The sequence below is a fragment of the Corynebacterium sp. ACRPF genome (assembly GCF_022347395.1).
GTDB lineage: Bacteria > Actinomycetota > Actinomycetes > Mycobacteriales > Mycobacteriaceae > Corynebacterium > Corynebacterium tuberculostearicum_D.
Genome location: NZ_JAKRNB010000003.1, coordinates 79,637 through 100,741, shown reverse-complemented (window position 1 = coordinate 100,741; position 21,105 = coordinate 79,637). Strand labels below are relative to the sequence as shown.

Genomic DNA, 21,105 nt, shown 5'->3' with positions numbered 1-21,105 from the left:
ACTAGTTCTCCTTTCCTGGGCTGACCTGAAGGTGCGAAGGATGAGGCGCAGAGAGCAAGCTTGCGTGCGTCGGCGGGTCAGAAGGCACGTGGCTCGGGCGGCGCTGCTCAAAGCGGCGTCGCAGCTCGGGGACTACTTGTGTGCCCAGGATTTCTATCTGTTGGAGAACTACCTCTTGGGGTAGTCCGGCGTGGTCGATGAGGAATAGCTGGCGTTGGTAGTCACCGGCCCAGTCAGCGAAGCTGAGGGTCTTTTCAATTACCTGTTCCACGGTGCCGACGGTCAGTGGAGTCTGTGCCGTGAAGTCCTCGAGGCTTGGCCCGTGGCCATAGACTGGGGCGTTGTCGAAGTAGGGGCGGAAGAAGTCTTTAGCTTCCTGTTCGGTTTCACCAATGAAGACTTGGCCGCCAAGTCCGACGATTGCTTGGTCCGCTTGACCATGGCCATAGCTTTCAAAGTGACGGCGGTAGAGGTCCACCAACTGGGCGGTGTGCTCCTTATTCCAGAAGATATTGTTGTGGAAGAAGCCATCGCCGTAGTATGCCGCTTGCTCAGCGATTTGCGGCGAACGAATGGAGCCGTGCCAGACAAAGGGCGGAATTCCATCTAGTGGTGCCGGAGTAGCGGTAAATCCTTCCAAACCCGCGCGGAACTTTCCTTGCCAGTTAACAACGGGCTCACGCCACAGCCTGCGCAGCAGGTGATAATTCTCAATAGCCAAAGGAATGCCCTGCTGGATGTCTTTGCCAAACCAGGGATAGACTGGGCCGGTATTTCCGCGGCCGAGCATGAGGTCTACGCGGCCGTCAGCAAGGTGCTGCAGAAAGGCATAGTCCTCTGCGATCTTCACCGGGTCATTGGTAGTAATGAGCGTGGTCGCAGTAGATAGCAGCAAGCGCTCCGTCTGCGCGGCGATATACGCCAAGTGCGTTGTAGGAGAGGACGGAACGAAGGGTGGGTTGTGGTGCTCGCCGGTAGCAAAGACATCAAGGCCAACCTCTTCGGTTTTCAACGCAATCTCCGTCAAGTTGCGGATGCGCTCAGCCTCAGTGGGTGTCTTCCCTGAGATGGGGTCAGTAGTTAGATCCCCGATAGTGAAGATGCCGAATTGCATGCTTGCCTTTCAATGCGGTGCACAGGAGTAAAGATAGACGCAGTGTCGACTGCGGGAAAGCCGACTGCGGGAGAATTATTCCCATTCTAGAGCATCAAAAAGTGCCGGTAGATCGGCCGGTGCAACGAGGCGCAGGGGCCTCTCAGTGACCTTGCCGTGTTCCGTGATGACCGCTGCGCACGGGCGATGTCCTTGGTTGTCGGTTTCTGAAAGGGCGTCCACCGTTTCCTGCACGCTTACTGTGCGGGCAAGAAAGATAGCGCGATCACTGGGTTCTTGATACTCCACAATGTCCGCGATGTCCGCAGCATCGAGCACGTGATTATCGCTGAGGTCCCCGGCTACCCATCGCGCAATGGTGTTGGTGGTTAGCAAAGCGGTGAAGCGGCCCTCATCGTAGATGGGGATTTGAGAGAAGTCCTTATCCTTTATGACGTCAAATGCTTCCATGATTGATGTGGCAGACGTCAAGGTAAATACCTTTTGCGGCTGCAAAACCTGGAGGGTGGCGGGCGGGGATACCACAATGTCTCGGAGAGCGGAGATCTGCTTGACCACTGCTTCGTGCGGTTCAGCTATGGGCTCTGATTTGTAGTAGCGCCCGTGGGCAATGGCATTGCGAAGGTTAGAAAAATCTTTAAGCGCTTCGGCTTGTTTACTGGAAAGCACGTGCTTGTCTCGTGCCCTGTCTACTATCCACCAGAAGGAATCTGAGTTCTCAGCGTTGAGAGCCGAGCGCAAGTGTTGTTCTATGTCGTTGAATGCGGCCAGGAATGCAGTAGCTCGATGCGCGGTCATATGGGCCAGTGTAGAGAAGGGGGGCGTCGCCAAGCAGGGCATTAGTCCACGCTACCCAATGGAAAATCCGCTAGCCCCGGCACAATGGCCGGTGCGGCTAGCGGATGAAATGGGGTGCCGAGGATAAGCGGCGCTGAGCTATCCCTAGAAGACTACGCGCAGCACAGACACAGTAATAGCAGCGATGACTGCCGCGGCGGGCAGGGTGATGACCCACGCCAAAGCGATAGGCTTCATCAGGTTCCAATTAGCTGCCTTGTTGACAATGCCCACGCCCAACACGGCGCCGATGAGGATGTGGGTGGAAGAAACCGGAAGGCCCAAGATCGATGAACCCATCACCACAGCGGCGGCGGCAAGCTCAGCAGCGAAGCCGGAGGAGGGGTGCATTTGGGTTAGGCCCGAGCCCACAGTCTGAATCACGAAGCGGCCGATGAACCACAGGCCAGAAATCAGGGCGACACCCATGGCAATCATGACGGCAACGGGCACGGCAGCTTCGTCGCTGACTTGGTCGGTCTTGAGGACGTCAATAACCGCAGCGAAAGGGCCAATGGCATTGGCAATGTCGTTGGAACCGTGGGAGAAGGCGAAGGCGGAAGCGGTAAAGACCTGCATCCAAGAAAAGAGAAGGAAGGTGGACTTAGCCAGCGACTTCTTCTTCAGGGAGCGGGCGAAAATGAAGACGGCCATCCACACCACTGCGCCGACCATGCCCATGACCAAGAGGTTCTGGAGGACGCTGAAATCGAGTCCGGTGTGCTTCAGACCCTTGAACATCACCATGGCGGAGATGATGATGGCACCAATGGCGGCTAGTACCGGTACCCAGCTCTCCAGGGCGCGGTGAGCCTTGACATCATCCATGTCCTTGTTGAGGTTATACAGATCGCGGTAATACTCAGATTCCAGCTGATCCGGATCGAAGTCCTCTTCTGCCACCAAAGCGGCGTCCCGGGCCATGGCGTTGGTGTAGCTGATCTGCTGGATTTCATTGAGGCGAGCAAAGCGAGATTTGTGCTCTTGGCGTAGCTCCGCACGACGGGTCTTGATTTCGCGCAGCTTCTGGTCTGCTTCCTCGTTGTAGACCAAGATGGAGGTCTTAATCCACTTAAACAGGATGAAAGCGGCGAGACCGCCGAGGACAGGGGAGAGCACCCACGAGATGGCAATAGTGCCAATCCCGCCCCACTGCACCATGTCCAGGCCGCCCTTGCCGGTGACGAAGCCGACGGTGAGCGCGGCGCCGACGATGCCGCCAACGATGGAGTGGGTGGTAGACACCGGCCAACCCATACGGGTGGCAACGAGGAGCCAGATGGCCGCACCCAAAAGGGACGACATCATGATGTAGACGAACTCCATGGGGTCGAGACCATCAATGGCGTCAAGGTCGACGATGCCAGAACGCACGGTATCGGTAACCTCGCCGCCGGCGAGGATGGCGCCAGAGACCTCGAAGATGGCGGCGACAACGAGGGCCTGCTTCATGGATAGCGTTCCGGCACCCACGGAGGTGCCGAAGGAGTTGGCAACGTCATTGCCGCCAATATTGAAGGCCATGAAAAGGGCGAAGAGAATGGCAGTGCCAAGGAGAATGGGCTTAGAGCCATCGACGTAGTCGTGGCCCCAGATCATAAAACCGATGAGGGTAACGGCGGTAAGGCCGCCAAAGATGGCGTGCCAAATCCAGTCGTTGCCCTTGCCATTGACGGCCTCAATGTCCGTCATCTGGGTGGTAGGGGTAGACACAGGAAGAACCTTTCAGGAAAGCGTGCACGAGGGGTATGGCCGCGCTTGTCAGCGTGGTTAAGGGGATTCTCAAAGGAAATTCTTATGTAGAGAATGCACGCTCAGACTAAAGGCCCTAGGTGTCGGGAAAGTGAACTCAAGATGTGGAGTTCGTGAAAGCAATGTGGCTATTTGTGAACATAATGGCCGCCGCTCTCGGCGACGGCCACGTTGAGGGTTTTAGCCGCGGTAGGCGCCGCGCTCCAGGGTGTCGCACTGGGACATCTTGCCAGAGTTATATCCGGCGAGGAATGCCTTCTCACGCTGCTCGGAGGAACCGTGCGTCCAGGAATCAGGCTGGACCTGGCCGCCGGATCGGCGCTGGATATTGTCATCGCCCACCGCCTGGGCAGCCGCGACAGCGTCTGAGACCTGTTCCTTAGTAATCGGCTCGAGCAAGGGGTTATCGCCCTTGTCGGCGTAGGAAGCCCACAGGCCTGCGTAGCAGTCAGCCTGGAGCTCGATCTTCACCGCGTTGGAATCGGCGCCTGGGTCGTCATAGTCCGACAGGCCGAGGGTGCCCTCAAGGTTTTGAATGTGGTGGCCGAACTCGTGCGCCACGATGTACATGCGGGCCAAAGGAGCATTTTCCGCGCCGAAGTTGCGCAGGGAATCAAAGAACGCGGTGTCGAAATAAGCGGACTCATCGCGTGGGCAGTAGAAGGGGCCGGTAGAAGAAGAGGCCGCGCCGCAACCGGTATTAACGCCGCCGTGGAAGACCACGCGCTCCGGCTCGGTGTATTGGATATCGGCCTGTTCCTGCAAGACCTTGGACCAGACGTTATCCACGCTGCGCCCGGTGAACTCTACGAGGCATTCATCCTTGGTGTTGCCATCTTCTGCAGTTTCGCATTCGGGGCTTTCGCCTTGTGCAGCGCCGTCGGATTGGGTCTGCTCGCTGCCCAGGATTGAACCCAAGTCTGAGGGATTGCCGCCCAGAAGGAGGAAGAGGCCTACTAGAACAATCGAGCCGACGCCACCACCAATGGCGATACCACCGCCGCCACCACCCGAACGCGCTTCTTTGCCGCCGAAATCGGCACCTGATCTAAAAGTCATGCCTAAATAGTGCCACATGGTCCCCTCATACACTGGATGGAGATTGTTGCAAAGAGGCCGAAGGAGGGAAACGGTGGCTCTTCTGCGGCCTTCGGGGTTAGCTTGCGTCCACCTAACTGCGCTCCGCGTACCGGTAGGGATGTAGAATTGTGCGCGTTCCTAGTCTTGTGCTTGGTTTGGCGCGCGCTGTTTACGCGTGGCGGGACCCGCAAGTGACACAATTTTCAGAAGGGATTGAACAACAGTGCTGCGTACCCACTTAGCAGGTGAGCTCCGCAAAGAACTCGCAGGAGAGACCGTCACCCTAACCGGTTGGGTTTCCCGCCGCCGCGATCACGGTGGTGTGATCTTCATTGACCTGCGCGATCGCTCCGGCATCGCCCAGGTCGTCTTCCGCGAATCTGACGTGGCGGAGCGCGCCCATGACCTGCGTTCCGAATACTGCGTTAAGGTCACCGGTACCGTGGAGCCTCGCCCAGAAGGCTCGGAAAACCCCAACCTGCCGTCCGGTGAGATTGAGGTTAACGTCGCGGATCTTGAGGTTTTGAATAAGTCCGCAGCGCTGCCGTTTCAAATTGATGATCCTTCCACCTCGGGTGAGGTAGGCGAGGAGACTCGCCTGAAATACCGCTACCTGGACCTGCGCCGCGAGCGCCAGGCACAGGCACTGCGCCTGCGTTCTGCAGCCAACCGCGCGGCCCGCAAGGTGCTGGATTCGCATGACTTTGCTGAGATCGAGACTCCAACCCTGACCCGGTCCACCCCGGAGGGTGCGCGCGACTTCCTGGTTCCAGCACGCTTGAAACCAGGCACCTGGTATGCACTGCCGCAGTCCCCGCAGCTTTTCAAGCAGCTGCTCATGGTCTCCGGCATGGAGCGCTACTACCAGATCGCGCGTTGCTACCGCGATGAAGACTTCCGCGCTGACCGCCAGCCGGAGTTTACCCAGCTGGACGTGGAGATGTCCTTTGTAGACCAGGACGATGTCATCGCCTTGGCGGAAGAGATCGTCACCGAGCTGTGGAAGCTCATCGGCTACGAGATCAAGACTCCGATCCCGCGCATGACCTATGCGGATGCGATGAAGTACTACGGTTCCGATAAGCCGGACCTGCGCTTTGACATCAAGATTGTAGAGTGCACCGAGTTCTTCAAGGACACCACTTTCCGCGTCTTCCAGAACGAATACGTCGGCGCCGTGGTCATGGAAGGCGGCGCCTCCCAGCCGCGCCGCCAGTTCGATGCTTGGCAGGAGTGGGCAAAGCAGCGTGGAGCCAAGGGCCTGGCCTACATCACCGTGGGCGAGGACGGCGCCCTGGGCGGTCCGGTAGCTAAGAACATTACCGACGCCGAGCGCGAGGGCATTGCAGAGCACGTCGGCGCTAAGCCGGGCGACGCCATCTTCTTTGCCGCTGGTGACACTAAGTCTTCCCGTGCCCTCTTGGGCGCTGCACGTGGCGAGATTGCCAAGAAGCTGGACCTTATCAAGGAAGGCGACTGGGCCTTTACCTGGGTTGTAGATGCTCCGCTCTTTGAGCCTTCCGCTGACGCGACCGCTTCTGGCGACGTCGCACTGGGTCACTCCAAGTGGACCGCGGTTCACCACGCCTTTACCTCCCCGAAGCCGGAGTACCTGGACAACTTTGACCAGAACCCGGGCGAGGCGCTGGCGTACGCCTATGACATTGTCTGCAACGGCAACGAGATTGGCGGCGGCTCCATTCGTATCCACCAGCAGGACGTGCAGAAGCGCGTCTTCGACGTCATGGGAATCGGTGACGAGGAAGCCCAGGAGAAGTTCGGCTTCCTGCTCGATGCATTCCAGTACGGCGCCCCACCACACGGCGGTATCGCCTTCGGCTGGGACCGCATCGTCTCCCTGTTGGGCGGCTTTGACTCCATCCGCGACGTCATTGCGTTCCCGAAGTCCGGTGGCGGCGTGGATCCGCTTACCGACGCCCCTGCGGCTATCCCTGCTGCACAGCGTAAGGAGACCGGCGTAGACTACAAGCCGGAAAAGAAGAAGGAACAGGAAAAGTCTGGTTCCACTGCGGGTGAAACCGCTGAGGAGAAGTAAGCAGAAGGCTTAAACCTCAGCCTTTAAGGCGCACCGTGCGGGGCACATCGTAGTCCGCTGCAATTTCGCTGCGGGCGAACTTGTGACCCCGCTTTGGTGTGAGGGGGCATACTGGATAGAACTATGGTTGATAACGAAGCTGTGCTATCACCCGAGGATGTCATCAAGGCCGCCTCGGAGATGCTGTCGCGCCGTTTTGGTGGTAGCCCGGAGATGTCGAGCGTGGAGCGCTTGGACGGTTCCGGCAATGCAATGGTCCTACGCGCCAGGATTGCCCCTGGAGCCTTTTTGCCGCACCGCTCGGTAGTTATTAAGTACAACCCAGTCACCGGCTATGGTGTCGATGATGCCGCGATGCTGCGCGAGGTGGTGGCTTATCAGTTCACCACCGCGTTATCTGAGGACGTGCGCCCGGGACCCGTACTTCTGGCCCACGATCTGGAGCAGCGCATTATTGTGTTGACGGACTTGGGCGAGGGCGAAACGCTTGCCGACGTCCTCGTACAGTCCACCGATGATGACCGCGTGCGGGTGCTGCGCTCGCTGGGCAGTGCGTTGGGGCACATGCACGCTGGAACCGCAGGCCATGAGCAAGATTATGAAACCTTGCTCAATAGGATGCTGCGCAAGAATCCCGATTTGGCCCCGCACCAGTCCGTGCGCGATGAGGCGCTGGAGCGCTCCATTGGCATCGGCCTCGACTTGCTGGATAAAGCCGGGCTTGAAGCACCGGCGAGCTTCCGAGAGCTAGCGGGTCAAGCCGCACGCTCCCTGGCATCCGGCAAGGACCGGGCCTTTACTCCCTTCGACCTTTCACCGGATAACATCATTGTGTCCCAGCGCCTGCACTTCTTGGACTATGAATGGGCAGGATTCCGCAATGTTGGCTTCGACGTAGCCTGCGTTATCGCCGGCTTCCCGCAGTTCCTCTTCTCCAAGCCGATTACGGACGAAGAGGCAGATATTTTCATCTCTGCTTGGTCTCGTGCCGTATCTGAGGTGTGGCCGCTATTTTCCAATGCGGAAGAAATCCACGGCCTTATCGTGGCCTCGCTCATTGGTTGGGCGCTATCGAGCGTGACCACGATGCACGCCGGCGGTATCGAAGGGCTGGTTGCCCTAGCCAGGGGTGAAGCCGAAGTGGTCCACGATCCGCAGCGCTCCATCTTGCGCCCTGCTAACCACGGTCCGTTCACGGAAGATGAATTGCTCGTGCGCCGCGACCTCTATGAAACCTTTGAGGCGCTATCCCGATATGCCGCGCGTTGCGATGGCCCCGCCTGCGCGCCCATCGCGGAATTTGGCAGCGCCATTGCGCGCCGCTTGGATGACGAATAGACAATCACGATGTGCCCGCACCCTTATAGGAGGTAGCTTTCCAGTGTCTCAAGACTCATTATTTGGCGGGCCCACTCCGGACCGCAGCGCCTCGCCGCTGCCCGGCAAGAACCTCTTCGCCACCCACGCTGGGTCCCCACTGGCGGCGCGCATGCGTCCCCAAAACCTCGATGAAGTGGTCGGACAAGACCACCTTCTGGCCCCCGGCAAGCCATTGCGACGCCTCGTGGAAGGCTCAGGGGAGGCCTCCGTCATCTTGTACGGGCCGCCGGGCACCGGCAAGACCACCATTGCCTCGCTCATCGCCAGCCAAATGGGGCAGAACTTCGTGGGCCTCTCGGCCCTCGATTCGGGTGTGAAGCAGGTTCGCGAGGTCATCACCCATGCCCGGCAAGAGCTCATTCACGGCCGGCGGACCGTGCTCTTTATTGATGAGGTGCACCGATTTTCCAAAACCCAGCAGGACGCGCTCCTCGCAGCCGTGGAAAACCGCACGGTACTGCTCGTTGCGGCAACCACGGAAAACCCTTCCTTCTCCGTCGTCGCGCCGCTTTTGTCTCGCTCGCTGCTGTTGCAGTTGCATTCGCTAAGCGATGATGACTTAAGGGGCGTCGCCAAGCGCGCGCTCGAAAGCGACCGTGGCCTGGGCGAGCGCAAGATTCGGATTACCGATGAAGCCTTGGATCAGTTGGTGCTCCTCGCCGGTGGCGATGCGCGGCGCACGCTGACCTATCTCGAGGCCGCGGCCGAGGCGGTCGACGATGGCGGGGAGATTACCCCACAGACGGTCACGGACAACGTCAATAAGGCAGTGGTTCGCTATGACCGCGACGGCGACCAACACTACGACGTGGTTTCCGCGTTTATTAAGTCCATTCGCGGCTCCGATGTCGACGCTGCGCTGCATTATCTCGCCCGCATGGTAGAAGCCGGGGAGGACCCGCGCTTTATTGCCCGGCGGCTCATTGTGCACGCATCCGAGGACATCGGCATGGCCGATCCGACCGCGCTCCAGGTGGCCGTGGCGGCGGCCGAGGCCGCTCAGCTCATTGGCATGCCAGAAGCGCGAATCCCGCTCGCGCAGGCCACCATCCACCTGGCCACCGCGCCTAAGTCGCCCTCGGTTATTTCTGCCATCACGCAGGCGCAAGCCGATGTAGCCGCCGGCAAGGTGGGCCACGTGCCACCGCACCTGCGCGATGGGCACTATGAGGGCGCCAAGCGGATGGGAAATGCCGTGGGCTATGTCTACCCCCACGATGATCCCCGCGGCGTTGTAGAGCAGCAGTACCTGCCCGATGAGCTGGAAGGCTCCGTTTACTATGAGCCGACCGATCATGGGGCTGAGAAGCGTGTTTATGACTATATTGGCCGCTTGCGCAGCATTATTCGGGGCAATCACGGCCCAGGCAAAAACGCTCGCCGGCCGCGCTGATCCCCACCGATGGGAAATCGCTGTGCAGCGAAGGGTAGAGTTGGGCGGGTTAGAAACTTCTTGATAGAAGATGAAAGCTCAGACAGTTAGGATTGTTGCTCGTGAAGACTCATGAGATCCGGGAACGGTTTACCCAGCACTTCGTCAATTCTGGTCACGAGGCAGTACCAAGCGCCTCGCTGATCCTGGATGACCCTAACCTGCTTTTCGTTAATGCCGGCATGGTTCCGTTTAAGCCCTACTTCCTAGGCCAGCAGAACCCGCCCTTTGCCAAGGGCCTTGCCACTTCCATCCAAAAGTGCGTACGTACCTTGGACATTGATGAGGTGGGCATTACCACCCGCCACAACACCTTCTTCCAGATGGCCGGCAACTTCTCCTTTGGCCAGTACTTCAAGGAAGGCGCCATCACCAATGCGTGGACCTTGCTTACCGGCTCCGTTGAGGAGGGCGGCTTTGGCCTAGACCCAGAGCGCTTGTGGGTCACCGTTTACCTGGATGATGATGAGGCCGCCGAAATTTGGCGCGACAAGATCGGTGTTCCAGAAGAGCGCATTCAGCGACTCGGCATGGAGGACAACTACTGGTCCATGGGTATCCCTGGACCCTGTGGCCCGTGCTCTGAGATTTATTATGACCGCGGTCCTGAGTACGGCAAGGACGGCGGCCCGATTGCCGATGACAACCGCTACATGGAGATTTGGAACCTGGTCTTCATGCAAAATGAGCGCGGCGAGGGCATTGGCAAGGGCAACTTTGAGATCGTCGGCGAGCTGCCCAAGAAGAATATCGATACCGGCCTGGGCATCGAGCGCGTGGCCTGCATTTTGCAGGACGTAGACAACGTCTATGAAACGGACCTGCTGCGCCCAGTTATTGACGTAGCCGAGGAGCTTACCGGCGCCACCTATGGTGACAAGGCCTCCCACGAGGACAATATCCGCTTCCGCGTGGTAGCTGACCACTCCCGTACCGGCATGATGCTCATCCTGGATGGCGTGACCCCGGGCAACGAGGGCCGCGGATACATCCTGCGCCGCCTGCTGCGTCGCATTATCCGTTCCGCCAAGCTGCTGGGTGCTAAGGGCGCCACCATGGAGCGCTTCATGAATACGGTCATGGATACCATGACCCCGTCCTACCCGGAGATTGCGGACAACCGCGAGCGCATCCTGCGCGTTGCGGTTAGTGAGGAAAAGGCCTTCCTGAAGACCCTCGAGTCCGGCACCCGGCTCTTCGATGATGCCGTCCAGGAGCTCAAGTCCACTTCCCGCGCGAAAACCGCAAAGGTCCTGCCGGGCGAGAAGGCCTTTGAGCTGCACGATACCTACGGTTTCCCCATCGACTTGACCTTGGAGATGGCCCAGGAGGCCGGCCTTGAGGTCGACATGGATGGCTTTAACGATGCCATGGGCGAGCAGCGCCGCCGCGCCAAGGCCGATAATCAGGCCAAGAAGCACGGCCACACTGACCTTTCCCTCTACCGCGACTGGGTGGACAATAACCCCACCGTCTTCACTGGCTTTGAGGAGCTTACTTCCGACGCCCGAGTGATCGGCCTCGTCCGCGGCGGCGAGAAGGTCGACCAGGTGCACGAGGGCGAGCAGGTTGAGGTCATCTTGGACCACACCCCGCTATACGCCGAAGCTGGCGGCCAGATGGCAGACCGCGGCCGCATCATGGCCGGCGAATCACTGCTGGAGGTCAACGACGTTCAAAAGATCGGTAAGAAGCTGTGGGTACACAAGGCTACGGTTACCGCCGGCGGTCTTGACTTGGGCATGTCCGTTGAGGCGGCCGTCGACGAGCAGTGGCGCCATGGTGCCACCCAGGCGCACTCCGCCACCCACCTCATTCACGCCGCACTGCGCCAGGTGCTTGGCCCCACCGCCGTGCAGGCCGGCTCCATGAACCGCCCGGGCTACCTGCGCTTTGACTTCAACTACACCGAGCAGCTCAGCCAGGCGCAGCTGGAGGAGATCGCTTTGATTACCAACCAGGCGATCGACTCCAACTTTGCCGTCAACACCATCGAGACCTCCCTGGAGGAGGCCAAGGCCATGGGCGCTATGGCACTATTCGGTGAGAACTACGGCAAGGAGGTCCGCGTAGTAGAAATCGGCGGACCGTTCTCCATCGAGCTCTGCGGCGGTACCCACGTTGGGTCCTCCGCTGAAATCGGACCGGTCTCTGTGCTGGGTGAGTCCTCCGTTGGCTCTGGTGCTCGCCGCATCGAGGCCTACTCCGGTTTGGATGCTTTCCGTTACTACTCCAAGGAGACCGCCTTGGTAGAAGGCGTTTCCCGCGAGCTCAAGGTGCAGACCGAGGATTTGCCGGAGCGCATCGCGCAGCTGTCTGAAAAGCTCAAGGCAGCGGAGAAGGAAATTGAAACCCTGCGCAAGCAACAGCTGGCTGCACGTGCCTCCGAGTTCGTCAGCGCGGCCAAGGACATCAATGGATTCAAGGTCATTGCGCTGACCTTGCCGGAAGGCACCACAGGTGGGGACCTGCGCACCGTTGCTACGGATCTGCGCAATCGCCTGCGCGAGGAAGAAGCTGTTATCGTCCTGGGTGCCGAGGATAAGGGCAAGTTCCCGTTCATCGCGGCGGCCACGGACAAGGCCGTTGGGCGCGGCGTGAAGTCCGGGGACATCGTCAAGCAGTTTGGCCAGTACGTCGACGGTCGTGGCGGCGGTAAGCCGGATATGGCTCAGGGCTCTGGTTCTACTGCGGCCGGTGCTGAGCGCGGCTTTGCAGCCGTCAAGGACATGCTCGAGTCCCTGTAGGAGTTCGACCGTGGCAAAAGTGGAACCAGATACCCCCGGAGTTGATGACCCGGGGCAGGGCCGCCGGCTCGCACTCGATGTCGGCACCGTGCGCATTGGCGTGGCAGTGTCCAATAGGGAAGCCACGCTTGCCACCCCAGTGGAGACCGTGCACCGGGAAACTGGGTTCAAGGACCGCGATAAGGGCGATATTGACCGCATCCTGGAACTCATTGATTCCTACGACGCAGTTGAGGTCATCGTAGGTCTGCCACGGGACCTGCAGGGAAATGGCTCAAAAAGCGTAAAACATGCTAAGGAAATTGCGTTTCGGATCCGCCGTCGGTTGAATCGAGATGCAAGTATAGATAAGGTTCCACCACCAGTACGTTTGGCTGATGAGCGTCTGACTACCGTGGCAGCAACCAGCGCGCTGCGCGCGTCCGGCGTGTCCGAGAAGAAGGGCCGTAAAGTCATCGACCAAGCAGCAGCGGTGGAGATATTGCAGACTTGGTTGGATGGGCGTGTGAGCGCGCTACGTTCCCATGATGCAATAGACCAGCCTTCAGACTCAGGAGACTAAAACACGTGAGCCGTAACCAAGAACGCCTCGGCCGATCGATGGAGCCGAAATACGTCAAGCGCCGCCAGCGCGGCATTGCCGTTGTCATTGCGTCGATCATCGTTATCCTTGGCGCCCTTATCTACATCGGATTCCGCCTCGGCAATACCTCCGCCGATTATGAAGGAACCGGCAACGGTACCACCCAGCTGGTGGAAGTGCCGGAAGGCTCGTCCATGTCCGAGCTCGGACCTGCATTGGTAGAGAAGAATGTGGTGAAGACGCAAGACGCTTTCGATTCTGCTGCGTCGATGAACCACAGCGCAAGCCAAATCCAGCCGGGCTTCTATCGACTGCAGGAAGAAATGAGCGCGGATGCAGCAGTCGAGGCACTGCTGGATGAGAATAACCGCGTGGACATGCTCGAGGTCCAAGGTGGCGCCACCTTGGAGGACGTCAAGGTTGTGGGCGGAGACGTTCGCTACGGCATTTACTCCCTGATTTCTGAGGTCAGCTGTAACGATGGCAACTGCCTGAAGAAGGAGGACCTGGAAAAGGTTGCGGCGGAAACCGACCCATCCGAGCTGGGCGCACCGGAGTGGGCCTTGGACGCTATCAACAAGCGCGGTAATGACCCCAAGCGCATTGAGGGCCTTATCGCCCCAGGCCAGTACGTCTTGGACCCCAATATGGAGGCCAAGGATATCCTCAAGGACCTCATCACCCGTTCCACCGAGCGCTACAACGAGACCAATATTGAGGAACGCGCCCAGGCTATCGGCTTGAGCCCTTATGAGCTACTCACCTCCGCTTCCTTGGTGGAGCGCGAGGCGCCGGCAGGCGAGTTCGACAAGGTTGCCCGCGTTATCCTCAACCGCTTGGACGAGCCAATGCGCCTGGAGTTTGACTCCACCGTGAACTACGGCTTGGAAGACGTAGAGCTGGCCACCACCGATGAGGCCCGTGAGGAGAAGACCCCGTGGAATACCTATGCGAAGGAGGGCCTACCGGATACCCCGATTGCTTCTCCTTCGGACGATGCAATCAAGGCCATGGAAGAGCCGGCCGAGGGCAACTGGAAGTTCTTCGTCACCGTGGACCAGGAGGGCACTACCGTCTTCTCCGATAGCTACGATGAGCACTTGGGCCGCGTCGATGACGCCATCCGCTCCGGCGTGCTTGACTCCAAGCGCGAAGGTGAGGGCGCTGGTTCCGGCAACGGCGACGCCGCTGCCGAGCAGCCCGCCCAGTAGAGTCGCGACAACCACAAAGAGGTAGAACACCATGCCACGTGCGGCGGTCCTTGGTAGCCCCATCAAGCACTCCTTGTCTCCGGTGCTTCACAATGCTGGCTACGAGGCCGCCGGACTGGCCGGTTGGGACTACACCCGCTGTGAAACATCGGCGGAGGGGCTGCCGGAATTGGTGGCGGCAAGCGACTCAGAGTTTGTTGGTTTCTCCGTGACCATGCCCGGCAAGTTTGCCGCCCTCCGCTTTGCGGACACCGTAAGTGACCGGGCCCAACTGATTGGCTCAGCAAATACCTTGGTGCGCAGGGCTGATGGTTGGTATGCGGACAATACCGATACCGAGGGCGTACGCGGCGCGCTCGCCGAACTCCTGGGGGATAGCCCAGTAGCTCATGCGCTGCTTATTGGTGCTGGGGGCACCGCTCGTCCCGCGTTGTGGGCGCTTTCCGAGCGCGGGGTGAAAAAGGTTACGGTCCTCAACCGTTCCGACCGTAGCGCCGAACTGTTGCCGCTCGCGCAGAACCTAGGGCTGGAACTTTCCTTTGTCAGTTTCGACGGGGACTTATCCGCGCTGGCTCGCGCCGTCGATGTCATTGTGTCCACGGTTCCAGCCGCGGCGGTGAAAGACTATGTCTTTGACCTCGCCCACGCACCGGTGCTGGACGTCATTTATGATCCCTGGCCTACACCGCTGACCACGTGCGCGGCGGCCAATGGGTACAAGACCGTCGGCGGGCATGTCATGCTCGCGTATCAAGCATTTAGCCAGTTCGAGCAATTTACCGGGGTGGCCGCCCCGCGGGAAGAGATGCTCAAGGCATTGCACCAGGAGCTGCAGCGGCGGTCGCAGACGACTAAGTAGAAGGGGACGTCGGCAAGCGGGGCCGGCAACCCTTGTGCCGTAGGAACTGCAGACTTCGCCATGTAGACATTGACGCCCAGCGCTTCCTCACAGCGTGCCTTAGAGTGAACCCCGTGCTAATAGTCGGGGGAATTATCTATTGTTTATGGGCAGCAGCCTTGTCTTGGTGGGATATTCGGCAGCGCCGATTGCCAGACTGGCTGACGCTTCCAGCTGCGGTGCTCTCGCTCGCCGTTGTCAATTGGAGTGGGCTGTGGTGGCCGGGGTTGTACCTGGTGCTAGGGCTAGCCCGTGCAGGAGTCGGTGGAGGCGACATAAAACTCGCTTGGCCCCTGGGAATGCTGGTGGGGCAAGTGGCCGGGTTTATGGGTGTGGTAGCGGCAAGCGGCTGTGCGTCCCTTCTGACTTTGGTCTGGTCTGCGTGTGTCGGACAGAAGAAGAGCCCGCACGGCCCTGCAATGTTGCTAGCGGCAACGGTCGTAATCGCATGTGCACACCCTCTTTGAGGGGGTGGAAGAATATTTTGCGGGGCCAAGTTGGTACTGGATTGGCCAGGCCGTGCGATAATACCCGCATGCTTCGTTGGACTACTGCAGGTGAATCGCACGGCCAAGCTCTAATTTCAATGCTGGAGCACATGCCCGCTGGGGTCCCCATTACCCGCGCCGATATCTCTCATCAGCTTTCCCGGCGCCGCCTAGGCTATGGCCGCGGTGCCCGTATGAAGTTTGAGGCTGATGAGGTCACCGTGCTGGGTGGAGTCCGCCACGGGCTTACCTTGGGTAGTCCCATCGCCATCATGATTGGCAATACGGAGTGGCCCAAGTGGACCACCATCATGTCGGCCGATCCGCTGGATATGGACGATGAAGACACTATTAAAGCGATGAACTCCGGCCGTGGTGCCGCCTTGACGCGGCCGCGCCCCGGGCACGCGGATTTTGCCGGAATGGTGAAATATCGCCACAGTGAAGCGCGCCCCATCCTGGAGCGATCCTCTGCGCGTGAGACGGCGGCGCGAGTGGCCGCAGCTACCGTTGCGCGCAATTTCCTGCGCGAGACCTTGGGCGTCGAGGTTCTTTCCCACGTGATTTCCATTGGCGCTTCCGAGCCTTATGAGGGGCCTGCGCCAGCGTTCGCGGACATTGAGGCTATCGATGCCTCGCCGGTCCGCGCCTGCGATAAGGCGGCTGAAGCCTCCATGATCGCGGAGATTGAGGCCGCAAAGAAGCAGGGCGATACCTTGGGCGGCATCGTTGAGGTTGTGGTCGATGGCCTGCCTATCGGCCTGGGCTCGCATATTTCCGGCGATGACCGCTTGGATGCCCAATTGGCCAGCGCGTTGATGGGTATTCAGGCTATCAAGGGCGTGGAAATTGGCGATGGTTTTGCCGAGGCCCGTCGTCGCGGTTCCGCTGCCCACGATGAGATGGTGCGAACCGAAGAAGGCGTATCCCGCCTTAGCAACCGTGCAGGCGGACTCGAAGGCGGCATGACGAACGGTCAGCAGCTGCGCGTGCGGGCGGCGATGAAGCCGATTTCTACCGTTCCGCGTGCCTTGCGCACTATTGATATGGAATCCGGCGCTGAAGCTACTGCCATTCACCAGCGCTCCGATGTGTGCGCGGTTCCGGCGGCGGGCGTCGTTGCAGAAGCAATGGTTGCCCTCGTTCTTGCGCGCGCCGTGCTAGAAAAATTCGGTGGCGATAGCCTCGAAGAAACCTCCGCGGCCATCGCCGCGTATGATAAATACGTTTCGGACCGCCTTGCTTTTGACCAGGAGTAAGTTATGACCACCCCAACCGCCGTTACGGGCCTGCCCCGTCCACGTGTTGTTTTGGTTGGCCCGCCAGGTGCGGGTAAATCCACCATTGGCCGCCGCCTTTCCCACGCCTTGAGCTGCGAACTGGTGGATTCGGATCACCTTATTGAGCAGGCTAAGAATAAGCCGTGCGGGGAAATCTTTAGCGAGCTGGGTGAACCAGACTTTCGCGTGCTTGAAGCCGAGCACGTTGCTGCGGCACTGCGCACTGGTGGAGTCGTTAGCCTCGGCGGCGGGGCAGTGCTGACGGACTCCACCCGTGAGCTGCTGGAGCGCCATACCGTCATCTTTTTGGATATCTCCCCCGAAGAAGGCGCACGGCGGACGTCTGGGGATAGCAATCGGCCGGTGCTTGCGTCCGACAATCCACTCGAGCACTACCGCAACCTCGTCGAAGCGCGGCGCCCGTATTACCAGGAGGTGGCCGATTACCGGGTACGCACTGACGCCCGGACCCCACAGCAGGTGGTGGGCGATATCCTCGGCTTCCTCGATACCCTGTAGATTCCCCGCCGCGCTAACACTAGTTCCTCGCCCCATTGCCTCGGCGGCGAACGGAAAGGACCACCATGCCCAGCATTGCCGTTAATGGACCACAGCCCTATGAAGTTCGCATTGGCGCCGATCTCAACCGGGACATCGCGCAGCGCTGTGCGCAGATTGGTGCAGGCCAGGTCGGCATTATCTGCCAGCCGCCGCTGCGTGCCGCGGCCGAGCGCTTAGCGGAACTCATTGCCGCTGAGGGGGTGGAGCCTACGCTTATCGACGTCCCCGATGCCGAGGCCGCCAAGCAGCTCAACGTCATCGGCGGCGTGTGGGATCAGCTAGGGGAGAAGGGCTTTAATCGCCGTGACGTCATCATCGGCCTCGGCGGTGGCGCTACCACCGATTTGGCTGGGTTTGCCGCGGCCGGGTGGATGCGCGGCATCAAGGTCATTCAGGTGCCCACCACGCTATTGGCCATGGTTGATGCGGCCGTCGGCGGCAAAACCGGTATCAATACCGCAGCCGGCAAGAACCTCGTTGGCGCCTTTCATGAGCCAGATTCTGTGTTTGTGGATCTCGAGCGCCTGGATACCCTGCCCGCGGCAGAGATCATTGCTGGCTCGGCAGAAATCATCAAAACCGGATTCATCCATGACCCGGTGATCCTTGAACGCTATGACAGTGACCCCGGCGCATGCGTGGACCCGCAGGGCTTCCTTCCAGAACTTATTGCGCGCTCCATCGCGGTCAAGGCCGCGGTGGTGGGCGAGGACCTCAAAGAATCGGGCCTGCGGGAAACGCTCAACTACGGCCACACCTTTGGCCATGCGGTGGAGCGCCATGAACAGTATCAGTGGCGCCATGGCAACGCGGTGGCGGTGGGCATGATGTTTATCGCCCACCTGGCGCATGCGCGTGGCCTCATTGACGCGGAACTGGTGGAAAAGCACCGCCGGATCCTTGACAGCATTGGGCTGCCGACCACGTATAGGCCAGGTCAGTTCGCGGACCTGCATGAGGCAATGACCCACGATAAGAAAAACCGCGACGGAAGGATTCGGTTTGTAGCCTTGACCGGGGTAGGCGAGACCACCCGTCTCGAAGGCCCCAGTACGGAAGAGCTAGAGGCGGCCTACGCCGCGATTTCGGAGTAGAAAATGAAGATTATTGTCCTCAACGGCCCGAACTTGAACCGCTTGGGAAAACGCCAGCCGGATGTCTACGGCTCCACCACCTTGGCTGACGTAGAGCAAATGATTGCCTCGCGCGCTGCCTCGCACGGTGCAGAAGTAGAGTGCTTTCAGTCCAACCATGAGGGCGAGCTCATTGAGAAGGTGCATGCCGCCGCGGATGCGGGCCTCCCAGTGATTATCAACCCCGGCGGTTTTACCCATACCTCAGTGGCCCTGCGGGATGCCCTGGCAGAGGTAGCCGATGGCGCCGGATTCGTAGAGGTGCATATTTCTAATGTGCATGCGCGCGAGCCCTTCCGCCATCACTCCTATCTCAGCCCTATCGCCCGCGGCGTCATCGCCGGGTTGGGGGTCTTTGGCTACGTGGCGGCAGTGGACTACCTCTGCCAATAGGCACCCCACGAACGGGCTGGGCGGCAGCCGGCAAAGAAAGAAATCCGCCCAACTGCGGTGGCAGGGTCGATATACTGGGTGGATACTTTCTACACCGCAGTCGACCCAGAAGGATGAAATCATGGCTTTGGCAGATACCCGTTTTAGTGACCGGCGCCGCAAGCTTGCCGCGGAACTGGCCGGCCAGCGCATCGATGCCGTTCTGGTCACCCACCTCACGCACGTGCGCTACCTTTCGGGATTCTCCGGCTCGAATGGCGGGCTACTCTTGCGTAAGGACCTTACCGCGCAGGTTGCTACCGACGGCCGGTACACCACGCAAATCGCCCGCGAAGTTCCCGATCTGGAGGCTATCCAAGGCCGCGCGGTAGGAAAGGTGCTGCTGCAGCAATTTGCCGATGTCGAGGGGCCGGTTCGAGTCGGTTTTGAAGCCGACTACCTCTCGGTCTTTGAACTGAAGGACCTCGAAGAGTCCGCCCCGGAGTCGGTTACCTTGGTTCCTATCGCCGGGGTCATTGAGAAAATTCGCTTGGTCAAAGATTCGCTCGAGTTAGAAAAGCTGGAAGAGATTGCCGCGCTGGCTAATCAGGCACTGGAGGAGTTGCTCGCCGCTGGTGAGTTGCGTGCCGGCCGCACCGAGCGCCAGGTGGCTGCCGATTTGGAATATCGGATGCGCATGCTTGGCTCGGAGCGAGTGAGCTTCGATACCATCGTGGCTTCCGGCCCGAACTCGGCGATGCCGCACCATGGCGCTGATGACCGGGTCATCGAGGATGGCGACCTTGTGACCATCGATTTCGGTGCGTACCTGCGCGGGTTTAATTCCGACTGCACCCGCACCTACGTCGTGGGCACGGCGAATGACTTTGCCAAGGAAATCTATGATGTGGTGCTCCGCGCCCAAAAGGCAGGCGTGGCAGCGTCGGTGCCGGGCGCTAAGCTTGCCGACGTCGACGCCGCCTGCCGCGATGTCATCTCCGCCGCCGGCTATGGCGACTACTTTGTGCATTCGACGGGCCACGGCGTGGGCCTAGACGTCCACGAAGCCCCGTTCGCGGCACGGACCGGTAAGGGTGAGCTCGCCGCCGGCATGACCCTGACCATTGAGCCGGGCATCTATGTTCCGGGCAAGGGCGGCGTGCGCATCGAAGATACCCTCATCATCACCGATGGTGCGCCGAAGATCATTACCGCCGCGACGAAGGAATTTACTGAACTGCCCGCCTAGTGGGCCAGCACCTTGGAGTTGAGCAGCTGGGCGACATTACGGTTGCCCAGGTGCGTGAGGTGATTGAAGAGGTTGTGCGGTACGGAGTACTCCCACTTGCCGGAAATCCAGCGGGTGCTGTCCGGCGCGCACATGCCGTGATCAATGGAGTCGGCGCGTAGGTCATAGTACTGCACGCCGTTTGCGCGGGCTGCCTTGTACATGGCGCTATTGACCTGGTCCTCGCCGGTGCGAACCAAGCCCGCGTAGTCCATGTTGAACCCGGCTTCAGAGGATCCCGGTGCGGAGGTGCGCAGCGGGCAAACCGCGCCATTGCGGGCGGAGATGGCGGGATAGCCTACAACGGTGATGTGGGCATTCGGGGCAGCGTGGCGGACCCGCTGGATCGAATTCTTCATGCCGTCGTAGTAAGGGTTAGAAGAAGAAAGGGATGGGCGCAGGATTTCCTGTAAATCATTGGCACCGAACTGAATCAAAACGTTCTTTGTTTGGCCATTGAGATCATTATTAGCAATGGCTCCGTTGATCTGCTCAGTGAAGTCCTTGCGGTGCGAGTGGCCGGCGGCCTTCGCCGCAGAGCAGGCGTAGTTGGCTACGTGCTGACCAGAAACACGCCCCAATTCGCGGCCAACATTACTCTGACCCTGCGGGCAGCCCTGCGGGGACGGCGCGCCCGGGGCGTCTTCGATGCCGTGGGTAGCAGACGAGAGCGTAGTGCCCGCCGAAGGGGACAGGCTCGAGGTCGTGCCAATTTGGCCATAGGTTGGGTTGGCAAAAACAGAATCGCCGAACATCACGGTCTGGGCGTCTGCTGCCATGGCCTGCGGAGCGGACAGTGCCGCTACGGCTGCGCCAGTAGCGGTGGCCGCAGCGTAAAACTTCTTGAGAGGCATCGCAAAAATCCTTGGTAGATATGTGAAAAATCAATAAAG

The 21,105-nt window shown here is 59.9% G+C and carries 18 protein-coding genes; 13 read left to right on the top strand and 5 right to left on the bottom strand.

Going from position 1 to position 21,105, the window contains the following annotated elements:
* Position 1 precedes the first annotated feature (1 nt).
* The 4 genes from MHX61_RS02230 to MHX61_RS02215 all read right to left on the bottom strand — a co-directional run bounded on the left by MHX61_RS02230 (position 2) and on the right by MHX61_RS02215 (position 4,762).
* Positions 2-1,114 carry an LLM class flavin-dependent oxidoreductase gene (locus tag MHX61_RS02230; RefSeq protein ID WP_204608869.1) on the bottom strand — a complete coding sequence of 371 codons (1,113 nt, stop codon included), beginning with the start codon at positions 1,112-1,114 and terminating at the stop codon, positions 2-4.
* Between the two features lie 75 nt (positions 1,115-1,189).
* Entirely contained in the window at positions 1,190-1,912 is a 723-nt protein-coding gene (locus MHX61_RS02225) for a CBS domain-containing protein (RefSeq protein ID WP_239192089.1), read from the bottom strand.
* Positions 1,913-2,056: 144 nt separating this feature from the next.
* On the bottom strand, positions 2,057-3,643 hold the full coding sequence (locus tag MHX61_RS02220) for an inorganic phosphate transporter (RefSeq protein WP_152687338.1): 1,587 nt from the start codon (positions 3,641-3,643) through the stop codon (positions 2,057-2,059).
* A gap of 240 nt (positions 3,644-3,883) precedes the next feature.
* On the bottom strand, positions 3,884-4,762 hold the full coding sequence (locus MHX61_RS02215) for a neutral zinc metallopeptidase (protein ID WP_239192086.1): 879 nt from the start codon (positions 4,760-4,762) through the stop codon (positions 3,884-3,886).
* A gap of 244 nt (positions 4,763-5,006) precedes the next feature.
* Between MHX61_RS02215 and aspS the strand changes: the two genes are divergently transcribed.
* The 13 genes from aspS to MHX61_RS02150 all read left to right on the top strand — a co-directional run bounded on the left by aspS (position 5,007) and on the right by MHX61_RS02150 (position 20,173).
* Positions 5,007-6,839, top strand: a complete 1,833-nt coding sequence (gene aspS / locus MHX61_RS02210) for an aspartate--tRNA ligase (protein WP_239192083.1) — start codon at positions 5,007-5,009, stop codon at positions 6,837-6,839.
* Positions 6,840-6,962: 123 nt separating this feature from the next.
* Positions 6,963-8,177 (top strand): phosphotransferase, encoded by a 1,215-nt coding sequence (locus tag MHX61_RS02205; protein ID WP_204608877.1) that lies wholly within the window; start codon positions 6,963-6,965, stop codon positions 8,175-8,177.
* A 43-nt stretch (positions 8,178-8,220) separates the two neighbouring features.
* Complete coding sequence (locus MHX61_RS02200; protein ID WP_204608879.1) at positions 8,221-9,612, top strand: replication-associated recombination protein A; 1,392 nt, start codon at positions 8,221-8,223, stop codon at positions 9,610-9,612.
* Between the two features lie 101 nt (positions 9,613-9,713).
* Positions 9,714-12,398: an alanine--tRNA ligase gene (gene alaS, locus MHX61_RS02195; protein WP_239192079.1), complete on the top strand. Its 2,685-nt coding sequence runs from the start codon at positions 9,714-9,716 to the stop codon at positions 12,396-12,398.
* Positions 12,399-12,408: 10 nt separating this feature from the next.
* Complete coding sequence (gene ruvX / locus MHX61_RS02190) at positions 12,409-12,960, top strand: Holliday junction resolvase RuvX (protein WP_204608884.1); 552 nt, start codon at positions 12,409-12,411, stop codon at positions 12,958-12,960.
* Between the two features lie 38 nt (positions 12,961-12,998).
* On the top strand, positions 12,999-14,192 hold the full coding sequence (mltG, locus tag MHX61_RS02185) for an endolytic transglycosylase MltG (protein ID WP_204611433.1): 1,194 nt from the start codon (positions 12,999-13,001) through the stop codon (positions 14,190-14,192).
* A gap of 31 nt (positions 14,193-14,223) precedes the next feature.
* The gene (locus MHX61_RS02180; RefSeq protein WP_239192076.1) at positions 14,224-15,051 is read left to right on the top strand and encodes a shikimate dehydrogenase; all 828 of its coding nucleotides are present in this window, start codon (positions 14,224-14,226) and stop codon (positions 15,049-15,051) included.
* 104 nt (positions 15,052-15,155) lie between these two features.
* Positions 15,156-15,557 (top strand): A24 family peptidase, encoded by a 402-nt coding sequence (locus tag MHX61_RS02175; RefSeq protein ID WP_316985669.1) that lies wholly within the window; start codon positions 15,156-15,158, stop codon positions 15,555-15,557.
* 68 nt (positions 15,558-15,625) lie between these two features.
* The gene (aroC, locus tag MHX61_RS02170; RefSeq protein WP_239192070.1) at positions 15,626-16,837 is read left to right on the top strand and encodes a chorismate synthase; all 1,212 of its coding nucleotides are present in this window, start codon (positions 15,626-15,628) and stop codon (positions 16,835-16,837) included.
* 3 nt (positions 16,838-16,840) lie between these two features.
* Positions 16,841-17,377, top strand: a complete 537-nt coding sequence (locus tag MHX61_RS02165; protein WP_239192067.1) for a shikimate kinase — start codon at positions 16,841-16,843, stop codon at positions 17,375-17,377.
* A gap of 65 nt (positions 17,378-17,442) precedes the next feature.
* Entirely contained in the window at positions 17,443-18,513 is a 1,071-nt protein-coding gene (aroB, locus tag MHX61_RS02160; protein ID WP_239192064.1) for a 3-dehydroquinate synthase, read from the top strand.
* Positions 18,514-18,516: 3 nt separating this feature from the next.
* A complete protein-coding gene (aroQ, locus tag MHX61_RS02155) occupies positions 18,517-18,945 on the top strand; it encodes a type II 3-dehydroquinate dehydratase (protein ID WP_204608909.1) in 429 nt (142 codons plus the stop codon).
* A gap of 121 nt (positions 18,946-19,066) precedes the next feature.
* A complete protein-coding gene (locus MHX61_RS02150) occupies positions 19,067-20,173 on the top strand; it encodes an aminopeptidase P family protein (protein ID WP_239192061.1) in 1,107 nt (368 codons plus the stop codon).
* On the opposite strand, the gene MHX61_RS02145 is transcribed toward MHX61_RS02150, so the two are convergent.
* A complete protein-coding gene (locus MHX61_RS02145; protein WP_239192059.1) occupies positions 20,170-21,066 on the bottom strand; it encodes a GDSL-type esterase/lipase family protein in 897 nt (298 codons plus the stop codon). The two genes, MHX61_RS02150 and MHX61_RS02145, sit on opposite strands and share 4 nt — an antisense overlap.
* Between the last annotated feature and the right edge of the window lie 39 nt (positions 21,067-21,105).